This window comes from Marinomonas spartinae, assembly GCF_016461715.1.
Taxonomy (GTDB): domain Bacteria; phylum Pseudomonadota; class Gammaproteobacteria; order Pseudomonadales; family Marinomonadaceae; genus Marinomonas; species Marinomonas spartinae_A.
The window spans coordinates 67,177-81,155 of sequence record NZ_JAEMUI010000017.1 but is presented as its reverse complement, the minus strand read 5'-3'; the positions used below and the strand labels follow the sequence as shown (position 1 = coordinate 81,155).

The following is a 13,979-nucleotide window of genomic DNA, read 5'->3' as shown; positions in this document are numbered from 1 at the left end:
GAGATGCCTGCACCAAATTTATATGATTTGAGGGAGCGTTTTGAAAAAGACAGGATTCTACTTTGTTTTAATGGCCCTATTTCTCGCAGTCTGATTGAGGAAATAGGCAATGCACTGAAAAACTATTTGAAATCAGAGCAAATGTCGCCAGCTTGTGCGTTGGATGTGTTTGCAGCCTATATAGAACTCACGCAAAATATTCGTCATTATGCGGCGTCTTCCCAATTGTCTGGTGCTGAAGTAGCAACGGTGATTGTGAGTTACGATGAAGGCTACTACCGAGTTTCAGCCGGTAATATAGTCAAAGTTGAAGATGGTCAGGCGTTAGTGGAACGTATTGATGCATTATCGACATTGGATAAAACTGAGTTAAAAGCCCTGTATAAAGCTCAGTTGCGTAAACCTCGTGATGAAAATGCAGTCACTGGTGCTGGATTAGGGTTAATTGACATGGCTCGTAAATCGTCAAAACCAATGGAAGCGAATGTGCAGATGATTGATGACGATACCGCTTACTTTAGCTTAAGCATAGAGATTTGAGAGAACACGATGAAAGATTTGAAAATAGATGGGACCGTTTCTTCGCCGAGTGTGAGAGCTAGCTGGCAAGAAGGTACGTTATATATGGAAGGTGATTCTTACCCTGAAAACTCCTATGAGTTGTATGCTGATGTGGTGGCTTGGGTCAGTCAATATTTAGCGCAATCGACTGCGCCGCTTAAGCTTGAGTTGTCATTACTGTATTTGAATACCAGTAGTATTAAAGTCATGATGGACATCTTTGATGAAATGGAAGAGTTCTTTCAACAAGGTCGTCAGGTCTCAGTGAATTGGTATTTTGATGAAGATAATGAACGTGTTGCTGAGTTAGCTGAAGAATTCAAAGAAGACTGCCATTTTCCCTTTGAGATTATAGGTAAATAGATGAAAACCAATTTCTCTGAGCTTGAAAAGGAGATTCAAACAATACTCAATACCCCCCAATATAACGACCATCCAGCGAGTCGAGCGTTGCGTCAGTTATGGGAGGTGAATCAAGATCAGTGGAATAGAATGGATCGTCTGACACGATTGTCCGATTCTTACCAAGATATGATGATGCAGCGCGAGAAAAGCTTAAGTGAACGCTTTGATAAGCACTTACGTCAGTTAGAAAAAATAACCCGGATCTCGGATCGTTATCAGCGTAATTTGCGCCAGTTGAATCTTGAGTTGGAGAGAACCTCGTTAATCGACCCGCTGACGGAATTGCCTAATCGACGTTTTATCATGAAGCGTTTGTCTTATGCTGTCGAGCATCAAGATGATGCGTCGTCTGAGGATTTGGCCATTGCGATGATCGACATTGATTACTTCAAAAAAGTGAATGATCAATTTGGTCATCAGGTGGGGGATGATGTTTTAGTGGCTTTGGGTAAGTTAATGAATAACATCATCAATGATCATGGCTTGTTAGGTCGATGGGGAGGGGAAGAGTTTCTTGTTATATTGCCTCAATATTCCCAAGAAAAGGCCATTACCTTGATGGAGCAAGTGCGTGATGAAGTGGCCTTGTATCGTCTCTCAAGTGATCATAAAACGGTATCGACCAGCATTAGTGTTGGTATTAGCTGTTTTCGCGCAGAAGACTCAATGGACACGCTTCTCTCAAGGGCGGACGATGCCTTATATTTAGCCAAATCAAAAGGCCGTAACTGTCTCATCGTTGGCTCATAAATCGGTTTGATGAGCTCGACAGCAAGAATAAATAGCTGTCGCATAAAAAAGGGCTTCTCATGTTGAGACGCCCTTTTTTGAAACAACCATCTTGCTCATAAAATAGATCGCTCCAGATTAGTGAGCAGACCTAAATGTTTATACATTCACGACTAAGGTAACATCAATGTTGTTACGAGTGGCGTTGGAGTATGGGCAAACTTGATGAGCATCATCAACCAGCTTCTCTGCTTGCGCTTTATCCATTCCTGGTAAGTTAACCGTCAATTTCGCGGCAATACCAAAACCCTGATCGATTGGTCCAATGCTGATAGCTGCATCAATTGTACTGTCTGCTGGCAATTTTGCTTGCTGCTGAGAAGCGACTAATTGCAATGCCCCCATGAAACACGCAGAGTAGCCTGCTGCGAATAGTTGTTCAGGGTTAGTCCCTTCACCGCCATTGCCACCTAGTTCTTTTGGCGTGCTAAGAGTGACAGATAATTTACCATCGTCGGATTTTGATTCGCCAGTACGGCCGCCTTTAGACGTTGCGTGAGCGGTGTATAGTACTTGGTTTAATGCTGTCATATCTGACTCCTGTTTTGTCATCGTTTAAACGTGTTATCACAAGGGGGTTATAAGGTAACGCCCCCTGTTGGTTAGTGGCTATCGTTGTAATGAATGAGATTTTGCCTCAATGTATCCACTACATGTTTGGTCCTACCAATGTCTTCTAACGACAGTTGAGAGGCGCAAATAGCCTCTTGAAAAACACTTTCTACCTGGTCTTCTAATGCTTGGCCTTGCTCCGTTAACTCAATAATCACATGTCGTTCATCTTGCTTATCTCGACGACGTGTCACTAAATTGGCACTTTCCATTCTTTTTAATAAGGGGGTCAGCGTTGCTGAATCTAAGAACAAATCTTCACCAATATTGGTCATAGGGTAAGACTTATGTTGCCAAAGTAGAATTAACACCAGATATTGTGGGTAAGTGATGCCCAGCGGCTTTAAGAGTTTTCGATACAACTTATTCATCGCCAGGGACGTTGAATAGAGCGAAAAACATAAAAGCTCATTTAATTTGGGAGTGTCTTGCATGGCTGACTTACCTTGTTCTTTTGTCTGGGTGTGTTTTATAATAAGTAGTGTACTATTTAATTTCAAGATATTAAATAGTGCGCTATCTATTTTTAATAAATGAGCTTGATAGAGTAAATCTAGTTAGGCTGGCGGCTTAGCGGATTGCCTTGCCACTGCTCATCTTGAGGCTCTGTTGCAAGGTGTTTAGGTTGCTCTGACCAGTGAAGGAGGTTGAGTTCGCCTGTTTTTGACTCGGTGAGAGCGGTACAATGTTCAACCCAGTCACCATCGTTGCAATACAAAGTTCCCTCTTTTAAAAGAAAGGAAGCGAAGTGAATATGACCACAAATATAGCCATCAAGGTGTTTGCTTTTAGCGGATTTGAGGGCTGCTGTTTCAAAGCGATGAATGAATTCTTTGGCTTTGCCGATATGGCTTTTTAGGTAGCCAGCGAGGGACCAATAAGGGAGCCGAATAAAACGCCGTACACCATTAATCCACTGGTTTAGTGACAACATAGCGCCATGAGCTCGATCACCGATAGCCAGCATCAATGGGCTGATTTTAACCATTTGATCGAACTCGTCGCCGTGGCTTACATGGAAATGTCGGCCATCAGCGGTGGTATGGCGAGCGTTAAGACGAATCTCGATGCCAGAGAGGGTTTGTCCAGTGAATTGACGAAAGAAGGCGTCATGGTTACCAGGAATGTAAATGACTTGAGTGCCATTTTTTGCCATATACAAAATACGCTCTACAATCCGATAGTGGAGGTCGATAAAATGTGCTTTTCGACGCATTTCTTGAAGGTCAATAATATCGCCCACTAGGTATAAAGTGTCTGTTTTTATCGTGGTAAGGAAGTCCAGTAAATGGGCGGCCTGACATGCCTTAGTCCCTAAGTGCACATCGGATATAAACACCGTTCGAAAAGTCGTTTGCATCGTTTCGTCCTATGGCTAACGCTGTGGCTTTAGTGTTAGATTAAGGAAGAAACATGACAGCTCTGAGACAGTGTCGTGACAGTTTGAGGACGTTAACACACTTCATTCCTATGATTGAAGTGTGTTAACGGTCACTTTATTTTTACGATTGTTTTTGTAAAGCAGGGCGAGAGTACGCACTTTGGTAGGGTTGAATATACAGATGGTTGCCACCTTGTTGCTTTGCCGACTTTTTCGCTAATGCCGCTAATTCTGCCACTTGATGATGGTTTAATCCTTGATCTGCTCGTAAATCGACAACCCCCACGGATAAGCTTAGAACGGGATGAAAAACCTTTTCGCCTTGTCGGTTACTCCCCCATACACCACCAGCTTGCAGGGTTTCTTGGGTGTAAAATTGGCGCACTTGATGAGCAAATTGATCTAGCACTGCCTGACACTGTTCTTGCCAATGATCGTCTGAAAAAATAACGATAAAATCGTCACCACCCACATGCCCAATAAAGTTACGCGTCGGCTCTATGATATTTTTAATCAGATTGCTGACCAGCTGGATTACTTCATCCCCCATGGAATAGCCAAAATAATCATTGAACGGCTTGAAGTCGTTGAGATCAAAATACGCCACATGAAAATTTTCACGATTGGATAAGCGTCGCATGACCTCTTGGTTGATAGGTACGTTCCCTGGGAGGAGAGTAAGTGGATTGGAGTAGGTCGCATTTTGGATTTTCAATTCTGTAATGCGTCTTAGCAGATCTCTTAGGGAGCCTGTGCCAAGGAATTTACCGTTATGAACAATGACAATTTCATTGTTCAAGGTATCGGCTTCCTGGTTGGTTACCAATGTCGACACTGTCGATAGGCTGACATTACTTTCGACTACAATAATGTCTTCGCTGAGTAATAGGGCAGCTGACTTATGCTCGTACAGTGCCCGCCCATAGGGCGTAGAAAATAATTCATGGAGCTGATGACGTCGTATAACGCCCACTGGCTTTTCATCTTTTAACACCGGAATAGAATGCACATCCTGATTTTCTTTAAACAGGTTTGAGACTTCATCTAAGTGACTATCAATTTGGACAGTTGGCGTGACTCGCGACAGAGAACGTACCGTTTCCGAATGATCCACTTCAAATACGGCTCGCCTTTGTGCCTGTTTCTTCAAATAGGGATGAGTCGAAAACGCGGGTTTGTCCGTTGGGTGGCCCAAGAAATAGCCTTGTCCAAATTCAATACCAAGGTCGATTAGCTGATCCAATTCTTGTTGCGTTTCGATTCCCTCGGCAATCAGAATGCATTTTAACCGTTGTGATATGCTCAAAATGGAGCGCACAAACTCACGCTTGATTTCGTCCTTGTCAATGTTGTGAATAAAGTGTTTGTCTATTTTGACGATCTCAGGTTGCAATTCTGACCAAAGACGTAACCCTGAATAACCAACACCTAAATCATCAATGGCAACGTGAAATCCCATGTCTCGATAATGTTTTACACTGATTCTTGATAGGCCATTGTGGTCATATTGATGTTGTTCTGATAGCTCGATAACAATGCGCTTTTGGTCCAAGCCTAAATTATTCAGAATTTCCAGTGTCATACCTTTTTGGTGCAAAGGAGAGCTAAGCAGAGAGGCGCTCACATTTAAAAATAAGCGTCCTTCTAGTTCTAATTTCGCAAAACGTGATAAGGCCCGTTCTCGGCACAAAAGCTCTAACTCATGAAGCAGGCCTTTTTTTGTGGCAAGAGAAAATAAGGCATCTGGATTAAATAGGGCACTATTCTTAGGGCCTCGTGATAACGCCTCATGACCATAGATAGCCCCGTTAGACAAATCATATATGGGCTGAAAGACGGGTGTAATTAAGCCGTTTTGGATGATTTTATTTAATAATTGCAGTTCATCTATTTGGCTCATTGTTTATTATCCAAATGTTATCGATTACCCATCCATGTATGTTGAATAATTTTATGTCTAAATTATGACGATTTCATGACGAATAGGTTTTGGTATGGTTTAGCTGCTTATCAGACACGTAAGAAAATAGGCAGTCTATGTAGTGTGAAAAAGGAAAATAGCGGGATGATGGGAAAAAAACAAGATGTTCTAGAGAGAAAAAGGAGAGCTGTAGCCAGATCGATATTATTCTTGTTGCACTTCGATCGGTTACAGAAAGCTCTTAGTTATTGCTATGGCTGAGGTATACAAAGCTAGCCAACTAAGTCTATTTCACCGCTTGCTGAGTGAAACGTCGTGTAGAAAAATTAGTTAGCAGTATGTCCTTGTGAATGACGTGCAGCACTGAATCCAGAGAAAATATTTTTTACGCTGGCAACGGCTTTTTTCATCATAAGAGCAAAGTATACACGACGCATTTCATAGGCTTTTTCAACGTAATAGTCGGTATCTAAATTACCTAAGCTATCGTATTTGTAATCGTTTTTCATGGTGTTTCTCCTATCTATGTAAGTTGTCTTTATCGACAGGGTTAATGATAAGAGCCCGTGGAAATTTGTACAAACGATCAATTTTCAGCATAGAGGTTAGAAAAATTCACCCTTTATAGTGAGGTCCTTATCAATAAAGGAACTCACAAGGAAATGATTGGAAACAGAAGGGTATGAACGCTAAATTTAGGCCGTTGGCTGGTTAGCAAGTGCGCGGAATCGTCCTGGTGGAATACCGCAAGCTTTTTTGAAAAAGCGTGAAAAATAACCTGGGTCTTTAAAGCCTAAATCATAGGCAATTTCTTCTACTGATCGGGCAGTATAAATAAGATTGCGTTTGGCTTCCAGTAGCAGGCGATCACAAATTAAGTCATGGACGCTGTGATTCAGCATGGCTTTACTCAGTCGGTTTAAACGGCTGACAGAGGTTCCCAGCTCGGTGGCGTATTCCTCACTGCTCCAGTGTTGTCTGTAGTGTTTTTCTATGAGTTCTTTTAGCTCGTGAATCTGCTGACTTTGAAGGGTGATGTCGGTGCTTAATATGCCTGAAGAGAGTTGTTGTCGACGCAATAATAACAAGATGGCTTTGATCAAATACTCGCTCATCAAAACACGACCTTTACGGGTTTGCTCTGATTCTTTTTCTAATTGGGAAAGCAGGGGCCATAATTCAGAAAAAGCCGGCTGATAACCGTTAAAGTTGATATAGCTTGGTTGGCTTAAAAGAGGTTTAACGAAACGTGCTGCTTTTTCTCGATATATATCTTCTAGCATGGGCTCGGCAATAGTGATGACTCGGCCATCAGTGTCTGGCGCAAATCGAAAACCATGAACAGCGCCAGCAGGTACAATGATGGCCCAACTACCGACCAACTTTTGTTGTTTCTCATCCATCTGCACCAGCGCTCCACCGGCCTTTAAGATAAGAATTTGAAAGAGCTGAGCATGGCGATGGGCATTAATTTTCCAGTCAAGGTTTTCACTGCGGGAGACAATGTCTTCGATATGAAAAAACTCCGGATCGTCGACCCAACTTGATTCGCCATATAGGCCAAAATGAGGGATGTTATTGGTATTTTTCGCCATTTTATTCTTCTGCAGTATTCGAAAGATGCAATATCCTATTGAATTTAGTGTTAGAGAAAATCACTAATTAATATGATTGATTGAATTTAACTTTTTGTTTTTAATTGATTAATTTTGTCATTAGTGATGTTTTTATATATATCACAGTAAATTAAACTAAGCTATCTTGAACAAAAAGTACAATTTTTTGAACAGAAATGACATAACGTTCAGCGTTCCTATCCCTCACTATGAAGACACTTTCGGGCGTTTTTGAGCCTTTTTTAAGGTGTCGCCCTCTCAAATCAACAGTATGTCTATGCGGGCTGTTGAACTGGAACAACAAAAACAATAGGTGAGAGAAAATGAAAACAAAAGTAGCGATTATTGGTGCTGGTCCATCTGGCCTATTACTAGGACAATTACTGTCCAAACAAGGCATTGATAATGTGATTATTGAGCGGGTGTCTGGGGAATACATCTTAGGACGTATTCGTGCTGGTGTATTAGAGCAAGGCATGGTGGACTTACTGCGCGAAGCGGGTGTGGGTGAGCGAATGGACCGAGAGGGTCAAGTACACACTGGCGTCGAGCTGGCATTTAATAATAAACGTGTGAAAATCGAGCTGGAAAAACTGACCGGTGGCAGCACGGTGATGGTATATGGGCAAACCGAAGTAACCCGTGACTTAATGGACGCTCGTGCTGCGGCAGGCTTAACAACCTATTACGAATCAAGCAATGTTGAACTACATGACGTGAAAACCGATACACCGTATGTAACTTTCGAGCAAGGGGGTGAACGTTACCGTCTTGATTGCGATTATATTGCTGGTTGTGATGGCTTTCATGGGGTGTCTCGACCAACCATACCTGCCTCTTCTCGCAAAGAATATGAGCGTGTCTATCCATTTGGCTGGTTAGGAGTGCTGTCTGATACGCCACCGGTGAACGATGAATTAATCTATTGTAAAACCGATCGTGGTTTTGCCATGACCAGTATGCGTTCCGCCACTCGTTCTCGTTATTATCTTCAGGTGCCTTTGACAGACAAGGTCGAAGATTGGAGTGATGAAGCATTTTGGACAGAGCTTAAAAACCGTTTACCAAACGATGTGGCGGAAAAGTTGATTACTGGACCAAGTATTGAAAAAAGCATTGCGCCATTACGATCTTTTGTGTGTGAGCCGATGCAATATGGTCATTTGTTCCTTGTGGGCGATGCCGCACATATCGTCCCACCTACAGGGGCGAAAGGTTTGAATCTAGCTGCGTCCGATGTGGCGACACTATACAAAGTGCTGACTCGAGTATACAAAGAAGGCGATAAGGACTGTATTAGCCAATATTCCGATATTTGCCTACGTCGGGTCTGGAATGGTGAGCGCTTTTCTTGGTGGATGACCAATATGCTGCATGATTTTAGTGGTGAAAATGATCTAGAAACAGAGACGCACGCTAAATTTATGGAGTCTGAATTGAACTTTTATACAGATAACGAAGCCGGGCGTCGTGTGATTGCTATGCAATATGTCGGTTTACCTTACGAAGACTTGGTGTAATCTATTATTTGCTTCTGATAAAAACCCAATAGAAATCTGTTTTTATTGGGTTTATTACTGTCCGGTTAGCCAATGAAACATCCCCTGAATAGCTTGATGAGACCAGTCAGCTTTGGCCTGTTGTATGGCGGCGCTTTTATCCGTTGAGATGCCTCGGCCACTGGCTGTCCAAGTCCCCAACTGATTTCCTGCAGAGTCCAATAAACTTAACGTCCCCTCTTCAAAGGCATAAAATCGCCCGTCTTGTGTTTGACTGTGTTGGCTGGTTTGACTGGTAAGTTGAAAGGTAGAGTGCATTTTGGGCGTGAGGCCAAAGGTCGATAGCGCACTATTCAGTGCCTGTGGAAACGACGTGTTTGTGGTATCAAATCCAAATTCAGATAGTGCCTTGTTGGTTTGTGTCTCTAGCCTGGATATGGCTGGGTCTGAATGAAGAAAAGAGCTCACGTGTTGATCATAAAGGGCTAACTCATCATGTGTCGTTTTACGCTTAGCGAACAAAGGGATAAGCTGCATATAAGTCCGCCATTCCTGTTCTCTTGGTGCTGTACCAGGCTTGCTGGAGAGTTGGCTGGCTTGCTGCTGAATAGCCTCGTCAATATCCTGCATGGTGAGCTTAAGCTTTGCCACGATACGATTACGATCAATAGATTGCAGGGCGTAGACAACATCTTTGCCAGCAAAGCGGGCTTCATTGACGGTTTGCTCTAGCTCAATCGGCGGCGTTTTGACTTGAGTATAAGCGCTTTGTATACGGGTTACTTGCTCAGGTTGTCCGGTGGCGTTCGAGACTTGCGTATTTTGTGTATTGATTTGACTCACTTGGGTGCGCAGTTGTTGTGCGATCTGTGCATTACCATTTTGTTCTGCTTGGGCAAAAGACAAGGCAATATTGTCGATACGTGGGGCACTGCCCACACCATAAAGGTGTGAGCTGTCTTGAGGGGGAGAGAGAACCCAGCTGGGGAGTTTATCCGTCGTTGGTGTCACCAAGTTGGGCGTCATGGCCATGGTAGTATCGTCTTTTACGTTTGTCTCCATGCACCCGTTCAGTAACAGGGTGACGCTTGTGATAGCTAGACAATACGACCAATGCCATTTGGGTCCTGTCTTCCTCATTAGAAAAAGCCTTTTTTCGACAATTTCTTAATTTGTTTTTGACCGTTCCAGACTTCTTCGTTGGTGGTCATATTAATAAGCTTAAGGTCGACCTGATAAAATTTCACTCGCTCGTCGCCGTTGGAGTCGACAATTGAGCTGATGGTGCCTGAAAGCGCAAAGTTGGCCCCTTGTTCTAAACCGAATTTCGCTGCGGTGCCAGGGGCAGCGTTAAGAGCCTGATCCTCACGTTCTTTACGAATATCACTGCGTTCACTACCAGAGACCACAAAGTTCACGTTACCAGCACGCAGCAGGCTGCGTTTAATGTCGTTGATAAAGGTATCCACCGGAATGTGCTCATCGCTCTTATTACGAATCTCTTGGATGATAATGGTTGGCTTTCTTTTATGGGTGAAATCGTAGTTTTGGTACCAAGGGAAGCTTAACATGTCATTGATCATGGCGTCGGCGACCAGTTTCGAGTCGATATTGTTCCAACGATCAGACAGGGCGACCTCTTGATCTGGGTTGATGCGCTGAACGGTAGTCGAACAGGCCGTCAGCATAAAGGCAAAGAGTATGAGTACGAGATGTTTCCAATGAGCCGTTTGCATTATTTAAATCCTTGTTGGTCTTCTTCAGTGGCTAATAAGGGTTACGCAAGTTCCACAATGTTATGTTATCGGGTTTTATCACAATTTTGTCATGTGAAAAATCTTTATTATTGATCTTATACTGAGGGGTGTAATCACCGGCTTTTAGTGGAATTCGTGTTAGCCGAATTTGGGCTGGCAGGGTCAGCCAGTTTCGGGTGTCCGCCGCAGAGCTGCTAAACACCGCGACTTGTCCCACTAAGCTTAGTATTAATTTTGCCGTATCGTCGTGTACACTGTTGGCAATGCGAAACGCTAGCCAACTACGTAATAATTCTCTCACCAAACTTTCATAAATGTCTCGTTGCGCGTTGGACAGTTGTTCCTGAAGGGCGATATCTGATAAGGAGCTCATTCGGATGCTATTGGTCTTGATGTCTGAACCGTTTAACGAGATCTGCGGGATATGGTGATCTAAGGTGAAGCGCGGATAATAAGGCACGGTAATGCGAATAAATTGTTGTGTTAATAAGGTATCCAGATGGGCTCGTTCGAGCTGTTTCCATACAGTAGGGCCTAAAATGACTCGTTTGGTGAACACACCGCCAAACGCCCCCCAGGCTCCGCCCGCTTTGTAGTTAGCGATTAAGTTAAGCGGGTTGACGTCAGCATACACCATGGTAAACCAGCGAAAGGCATCGTTTTGTTGGTTGTCACCATTGGCCAAAAATGGCGCGAGCACTAATGAGTATGCGTCGGGATCGGCGTAGAGTTGCAATGACAGCTCACTCTTGGCTGGAACAAACCCTTCGTTTTCTAAGATAATGAGTTCACCATCGCCTTGTTGATAGTCCTTAAGTGTTTTTTGCATCGCTGGCGATAATTTTTGTTGGATCAATCTATTGATGTCATCTTGGCTCCAATCTCCGCCTTTACGCATCATACGAATGGTATCTAACCAAGCGCGTTCCGCCGTAACATTAGACAGTCCGTATTGTTTTGCATAGCCTGATTCGTACAGTTTAGCGGCTTGCTGATAGCTAATTCGAGCATCGTCGTAGTCTTTGCTTTGCTCGTATTGTATTCCTTCAAGGTAGCGCGCCCATGCATCGTCTCGGTACAGATACTTGTCATTATGTCCACGGGTATAAAAACCGCTTAACCAGTCGAGGGCTTTGAGGTAAAACGCTTGGTTTTCTTTGGCATCTAATGCTGCATAACTGGGTTCTTGCGCTTGGATTTCATTGAGTTTGTTATCAATGCGGCGGGCCTCGACGAGGGCGGCGTCTTGTAATTGACGTTTTTGAATTGGCTGTGTTGCTTGTTGCGCTAAGGCCAGATAATTAAGCGACTTAAGATAGCTGATATAAACGCGCTCAAAACCATTGCCACGGTAATCCCCTTGTCTTGGATTACTTAACAGGGCCCAAGCGCGATTTTTAAAGTTTTCTTGGAAAAAGGTATCACTGAGTATATCGGCTTTCGATAACAGTTGGTTGCTGCGTTTATAATCGCCTTGATTCTGGGCTAGAGCGCCCGCTTCTAAGTAGTAAAGGAGTTTATCCTGGGGTTTGTCCAGCGCGCTTTTAAATTGGCTCTCAGCGTCTTTCCAATCACCATGATGGGCAAGTGCTAAACCTTTATGGACTTCTTGTTGATAGGTCGCGCAGCCCGATAATAGCGTAATGACTAAGCCGATCAGTAAATACTTAATAAAGACAATGGGACGCATCATGATTTGACGTGAGAATACTGTTGTCTGTTTATCCATCGACAACATTACTGACCGGTTCCAAAAAATTTATTGGCAACCAACAATGCCACCATTGCAATGCAGCCAAAATAGAGCAAAAACCAACGCATTTTTAGGCAATAAGGGCAGGGCTTTTTTTTCTTCTTGGGCATGCTCTTCTTAAACATAGAAATGTCGGCTCATTAGCAAGGTAAAATGTATCGTCAAGAGTAATACTATGCCATAAAAAAAGAGACCTTAGGCCTCTTTTTTAACAAAACACTTGATCTGCTATTACTGAGTGGTGTCTGTCTCAGCTTGTTGGCTTTGTAAGCTTTCTATGTAGAGGGCATCAAAGTTAATTGGTGCTAGCATAATAGCAGGGAAGCTGCCTTTTACCACGATAGAGTCGACGTTTTCCCGAGCGTATGGGAACAAGGTTGCTGGGCAAAAAGCGCCAAGAGCATGATGAAGTTGCTGATCATCCAGACCAGAGATGACAAACAAACCACCTTGCTGTACTTGAACTAAGTAAGCTGGTTCATCGTTATTTTTGATGTTTACTGTGAGGTCTAGAACCACTTCATAAACACTTTCGCCAACTTGACGGCTGCGCGTATTGAGCTCTAAGCCCACTTCAGGGTTCCACTCTTCTTGAAAGACCATTGGAGAGCGTGGAGACTCAAAAGAAATGTCTTTCAAAAAGACGCGTTGCATAGAAAGCTGTGGGCCTTGCTCTTCAGTTTCGGTCGCTGCAGTGTTTTCAGCCATGGTTACTCTTTCCTTTGTAGGGTTATTATTATCGCTGCATCAAAGCAGCGCCTGCCATAGTAAGGCATGTGTATATTAAGACGGCTCTAGGCTTATTTTGCCAATAGAGGGTCTAGCTTATGTTCACGTTCAAGGGCGAAGAGTTCATCACAGCCCCCGACGTGTAACTCATCTATCCAAATCTGTGGAACCGTGTGGCGACCACTTTTTTCCATCATTTCTTGGCGGCGCTCACGCTGACCGTCTACGTTGATTTCGTTAAAATCGACGTTTTTGCTGGTTAATAGCTGCTTTGCACGGATGCAAAAAGGGCAGTAATCGCTAGAGTAGATGGTGACATTGGCCATGGTTGCCTCACTTAGTTTTTACCAGTGGTAGGTTGGATGTTTGCCATTCCGTTATACCACCTTTCAGTTTAAAGACTTTTGCAAACCCTGCTTTATTTAATTCTTTGGCAGTAGCATTGGAATTCATGCCTGTCTTACACGCCACGATAATGGCCATGTCTTTGTGTTTTTCAAGCTTGTTTAGGCTGCTTTTAATTTTGTCTGCGGGAATGTTAATTGCACCAGTAATGTGTCCTGTTTTGAACTCTTTTTCTGGACGAATATCTAGAACAACGGCTTCATCATTGTTCATCAGGGTGGTCGCTGTGCTTGTAGACACGCCTTTAGGGCCACCTTTGGTTTCATTGAAGATCAATGTAATCAAAATCGCGACGAAGAGCGCGACCAGTTCCCAGTGATTGGTTGCAAATGTAATAAGTTGATTGATCATAATCTCGTAGGCCTATTTAAAAACTGCCAGCATTATACACGGCCTGTGGAATCGGTACATACTCTCTGATGATCAGCGGTAAGGAATATGGAAGGATGTATAGCTGTTATGGGTGAAATAATCTTCAATAGCAAACCGTTTAAGGTTCGCTATTGAAGGTTGTTTTCACGCTAAGTTGCTAAAAATGACCGACGATCAGT

General features: G+C 43.3%; 16 protein-coding genes. 4 read left to right on the top strand and 12 right to left on the bottom strand.

Going from position 1 to position 13,979, the window contains the following annotated elements; genetic code table 11:
• Positions 1–3 precede the first annotated feature (3 nt).
• From siaB to siaD, 3 genes are read left to right on the top strand one after another with little or no spacing between them, the layout of a single operon-like run.
• Positions 4–540 carry a biofilm regulation protein kinase SiaB gene (gene siaB / locus JHD45_RS15700; RefSeq protein WP_199477460.1) on the top strand — a complete coding sequence of 179 codons (537 nt, stop codon included), beginning with the start codon at positions 4–6 and terminating at the stop codon, positions 538–540.
• Positions 541–549: 9 nt separating this feature from the next.
• A complete protein-coding gene (siaC, locus tag JHD45_RS15695) occupies positions 550–924 on the top strand; it encodes a biofilm regulation phosphoprotein SiaC (protein WP_199477459.1) in 375 nt (124 codons plus the stop codon).
• Complete coding sequence (gene siaD, locus JHD45_RS15690; RefSeq protein WP_199477458.1) at positions 925–1,716, top strand: biofilm regulation diguanylate cyclase SiaD; 792 nt, start codon at positions 925–927, stop codon at positions 1,714–1,716. It begins immediately after the preceding gene.
• 138 nt (positions 1,717–1,854) lie between these two features.
• Here the strand turns inward: siaD and JHD45_RS15685 are convergent, their stop codons facing one another.
• From JHD45_RS15685 to JHD45_RS15660, 6 genes are all read right to left on the bottom strand, one after another.
• Positions 1,855–2,286, bottom strand: coding sequence for an organic hydroperoxide resistance protein (locus tag JHD45_RS15685; protein WP_199477457.1), 432 nt, complete (start codon positions 2,284–2,286; stop codon positions 1,855–1,857).
• Positions 2,287–2,357: 71 nt separating this feature from the next.
• Complete coding sequence (locus tag JHD45_RS15680; RefSeq protein ID WP_199477456.1) at positions 2,358–2,801, bottom strand: MarR family winged helix-turn-helix transcriptional regulator; 444 nt, start codon at positions 2,799–2,801, stop codon at positions 2,358–2,360.
• Between the two features lie 119 nt (positions 2,802–2,920).
• Positions 2,921–3,727, bottom strand: coding sequence for a UDP-2,3-diacylglucosamine diphosphatase (locus JHD45_RS15675; RefSeq protein ID WP_199477455.1), 807 nt, complete (start codon positions 3,725–3,727; stop codon positions 2,921–2,923).
• Positions 3,728–3,869: 142 nt separating this feature from the next.
• Positions 3,870–5,648, bottom strand: coding sequence for a GGDEF domain-containing protein (locus JHD45_RS15670; protein ID WP_199477454.1), 1,779 nt, complete (start codon positions 5,646–5,648; stop codon positions 3,870–3,872).
• A 347-nt stretch (positions 5,649–5,995) separates the two neighbouring features.
• Positions 5,996–6,178, bottom strand: coding sequence for a hypothetical protein (locus JHD45_RS15665; protein ID WP_199477453.1), 183 nt, complete (start codon positions 6,176–6,178; stop codon positions 5,996–5,998).
• Positions 6,179–6,364: 186 nt separating this feature from the next.
• Positions 6,365–7,264 (bottom strand): helix-turn-helix domain-containing protein, encoded by a 900-nt coding sequence (locus JHD45_RS15660; protein WP_199477452.1) that lies wholly within the window; start codon positions 7,262–7,264, stop codon positions 6,365–6,367.
• Between the two features lie 344 nt (positions 7,265–7,608).
• Here JHD45_RS15660 and pobA point away from each other — a divergent pair, with 344 nt between their 5' ends.
• Positions 7,609–8,805, top strand: a complete 1,197-nt coding sequence (gene pobA, locus JHD45_RS15655) for a 4-hydroxybenzoate 3-monooxygenase (protein ID WP_199477451.1) — start codon at positions 7,609–7,611, stop codon at positions 8,803–8,805.
• A gap of 54 nt (positions 8,806–8,859) precedes the next feature.
• Here the strand turns inward: pobA and JHD45_RS15650 are convergent, their stop codons facing one another.
• The 6 genes from JHD45_RS15650 to JHD45_RS15625 all read right to left on the bottom strand — a co-directional run bounded on the left by JHD45_RS15650 (position 8,860) and on the right by JHD45_RS15625 (position 13,779).
• Positions 8,860–9,846, bottom strand: coding sequence for an LPP20 family lipoprotein (locus JHD45_RS15650; protein WP_199477450.1), 987 nt, complete (start codon positions 9,844–9,846; stop codon positions 8,860–8,862).
• Positions 9,847–9,923: 77 nt separating this feature from the next.
• Positions 9,924–10,520, bottom strand: a complete 597-nt coding sequence (locus JHD45_RS15645) for a penicillin-binding protein activator LpoB (RefSeq protein WP_199477449.1) — start codon at positions 10,518–10,520, stop codon at positions 9,924–9,926.
• Positions 10,521–10,551: 31 nt separating this feature from the next.
• On the bottom strand, positions 10,552–12,279 hold the full coding sequence (locus tag JHD45_RS15640; RefSeq protein ID WP_233407873.1) for a hypothetical protein: 1,728 nt from the start codon (positions 12,277–12,279) through the stop codon (positions 10,552–10,554).
• Positions 12,280–12,525: 246 nt separating this feature from the next.
• The gene (gene secB / locus JHD45_RS15635) at positions 12,526–13,002 is read right to left on the bottom strand and encodes a protein-export chaperone SecB (protein ID WP_199477448.1); all 477 of its coding nucleotides are present in this window, start codon (positions 13,000–13,002) and stop codon (positions 12,526–12,528) included.
• A 92-nt stretch (positions 13,003–13,094) separates the two neighbouring features.
• A complete protein-coding gene (gene grxC / locus JHD45_RS15630; RefSeq protein WP_199477447.1) occupies positions 13,095–13,349 on the bottom strand; it encodes a glutaredoxin 3 in 255 nt (84 codons plus the stop codon).
• A gap of 7 nt (positions 13,350–13,356) precedes the next feature.
• Positions 13,357–13,779, bottom strand: a complete 423-nt coding sequence (locus tag JHD45_RS15625) for a rhodanese-like domain-containing protein (protein ID WP_199477446.1) — start codon at positions 13,777–13,779, stop codon at positions 13,357–13,359.
• Between the last annotated feature and the right edge of the window lie 200 nt (positions 13,780–13,979).

Excerpts from the sequence above, each read along its gene's own strand:
- siaB (WP_199477460.1), top strand. The coding sequence starts at position 4 with ATGCCTGCACCAAATTTATATGATTTGAGGGAGCGTTTTGAAAAAGAC.
- siaC (WP_199477459.1), top strand. The coding sequence starts at position 550 with ATGAAAGATTTGAAAATAGATGGGACCGTTTCTTCGCCGAGTGTGAGA.
- siaD (WP_199477458.1), top strand. The coding sequence starts at position 925 with ATGAAAACCAATTTCTCTGAGCTTGAAAAGGAGATTCAAACAATACTC.
- JHD45_RS15685 (WP_199477457.1), bottom strand. The coding sequence starts at position 2,286 with ATGACAGCATTAAACCAAGTACTATACACCGCTCACGCAACGTCTAAA.
- JHD45_RS15680 (WP_199477456.1), bottom strand. The coding sequence starts at position 2,801 with ATGCAAGACACTCCCAAATTAAATGAGCTTTTATGTTTTTCGCTCTAT.
- JHD45_RS15675 (WP_199477455.1), bottom strand. The coding sequence starts at position 3,727 with ATGCAAACGACTTTTCGAACGGTGTTTATATCCGATGTGCACTTAGGG.
- JHD45_RS15670 (WP_199477454.1), bottom strand. The coding sequence starts at position 5,648 with ATGAGCCAAATAGATGAACTGCAATTATTAAATAAAATCATCCAAAAC.
- JHD45_RS15665 (WP_199477453.1), bottom strand. The coding sequence starts at position 6,178 with ATGAAAAACGATTACAAATACGATAGCTTAGGTAATTTAGATACCGAC.
- JHD45_RS15660 (WP_199477452.1), bottom strand. The coding sequence starts at position 7,264 with ATGGCGAAAAATACCAATAACATCCCTCATTTTGGCCTATATGGCGAA.
- pobA (WP_199477451.1), top strand. The coding sequence starts at position 7,609 with ATGAAAACAAAAGTAGCGATTATTGGTGCTGGTCCATCTGGCCTATTA.
- JHD45_RS15650 (WP_199477450.1), bottom strand. The coding sequence starts at position 9,846 with ATGGAGACAAACGTAAAAGACGATACTACCATGGCCATGACGCCCAAC.
- JHD45_RS15645 (WP_199477449.1), bottom strand. The coding sequence starts at position 10,520 with ATGCAAACGGCTCATTGGAAACATCTCGTACTCATACTCTTTGCCTTT.
- JHD45_RS15640 (WP_233407873.1), bottom strand. The coding sequence starts at position 12,279 with ATGTTGTCGATGGATAAACAGACAACAGTATTCTCACGTCAAATCATG.
- secB (WP_199477448.1), bottom strand. The coding sequence starts at position 13,002 with ATGGCTGAAAACACTGCAGCGACCGAAACTGAAGAGCAAGGCCCACAG.
- grxC (WP_199477447.1), bottom strand. The coding sequence starts at position 13,349 with ATGGCCAATGTCACCATCTACTCTAGCGATTACTGCCCTTTTTGCATC.
- JHD45_RS15625 (WP_199477446.1), bottom strand. The coding sequence starts at position 13,779 with ATGATCAATCAACTTATTACATTTGCAACCAATCACTGGGAACTGGTC.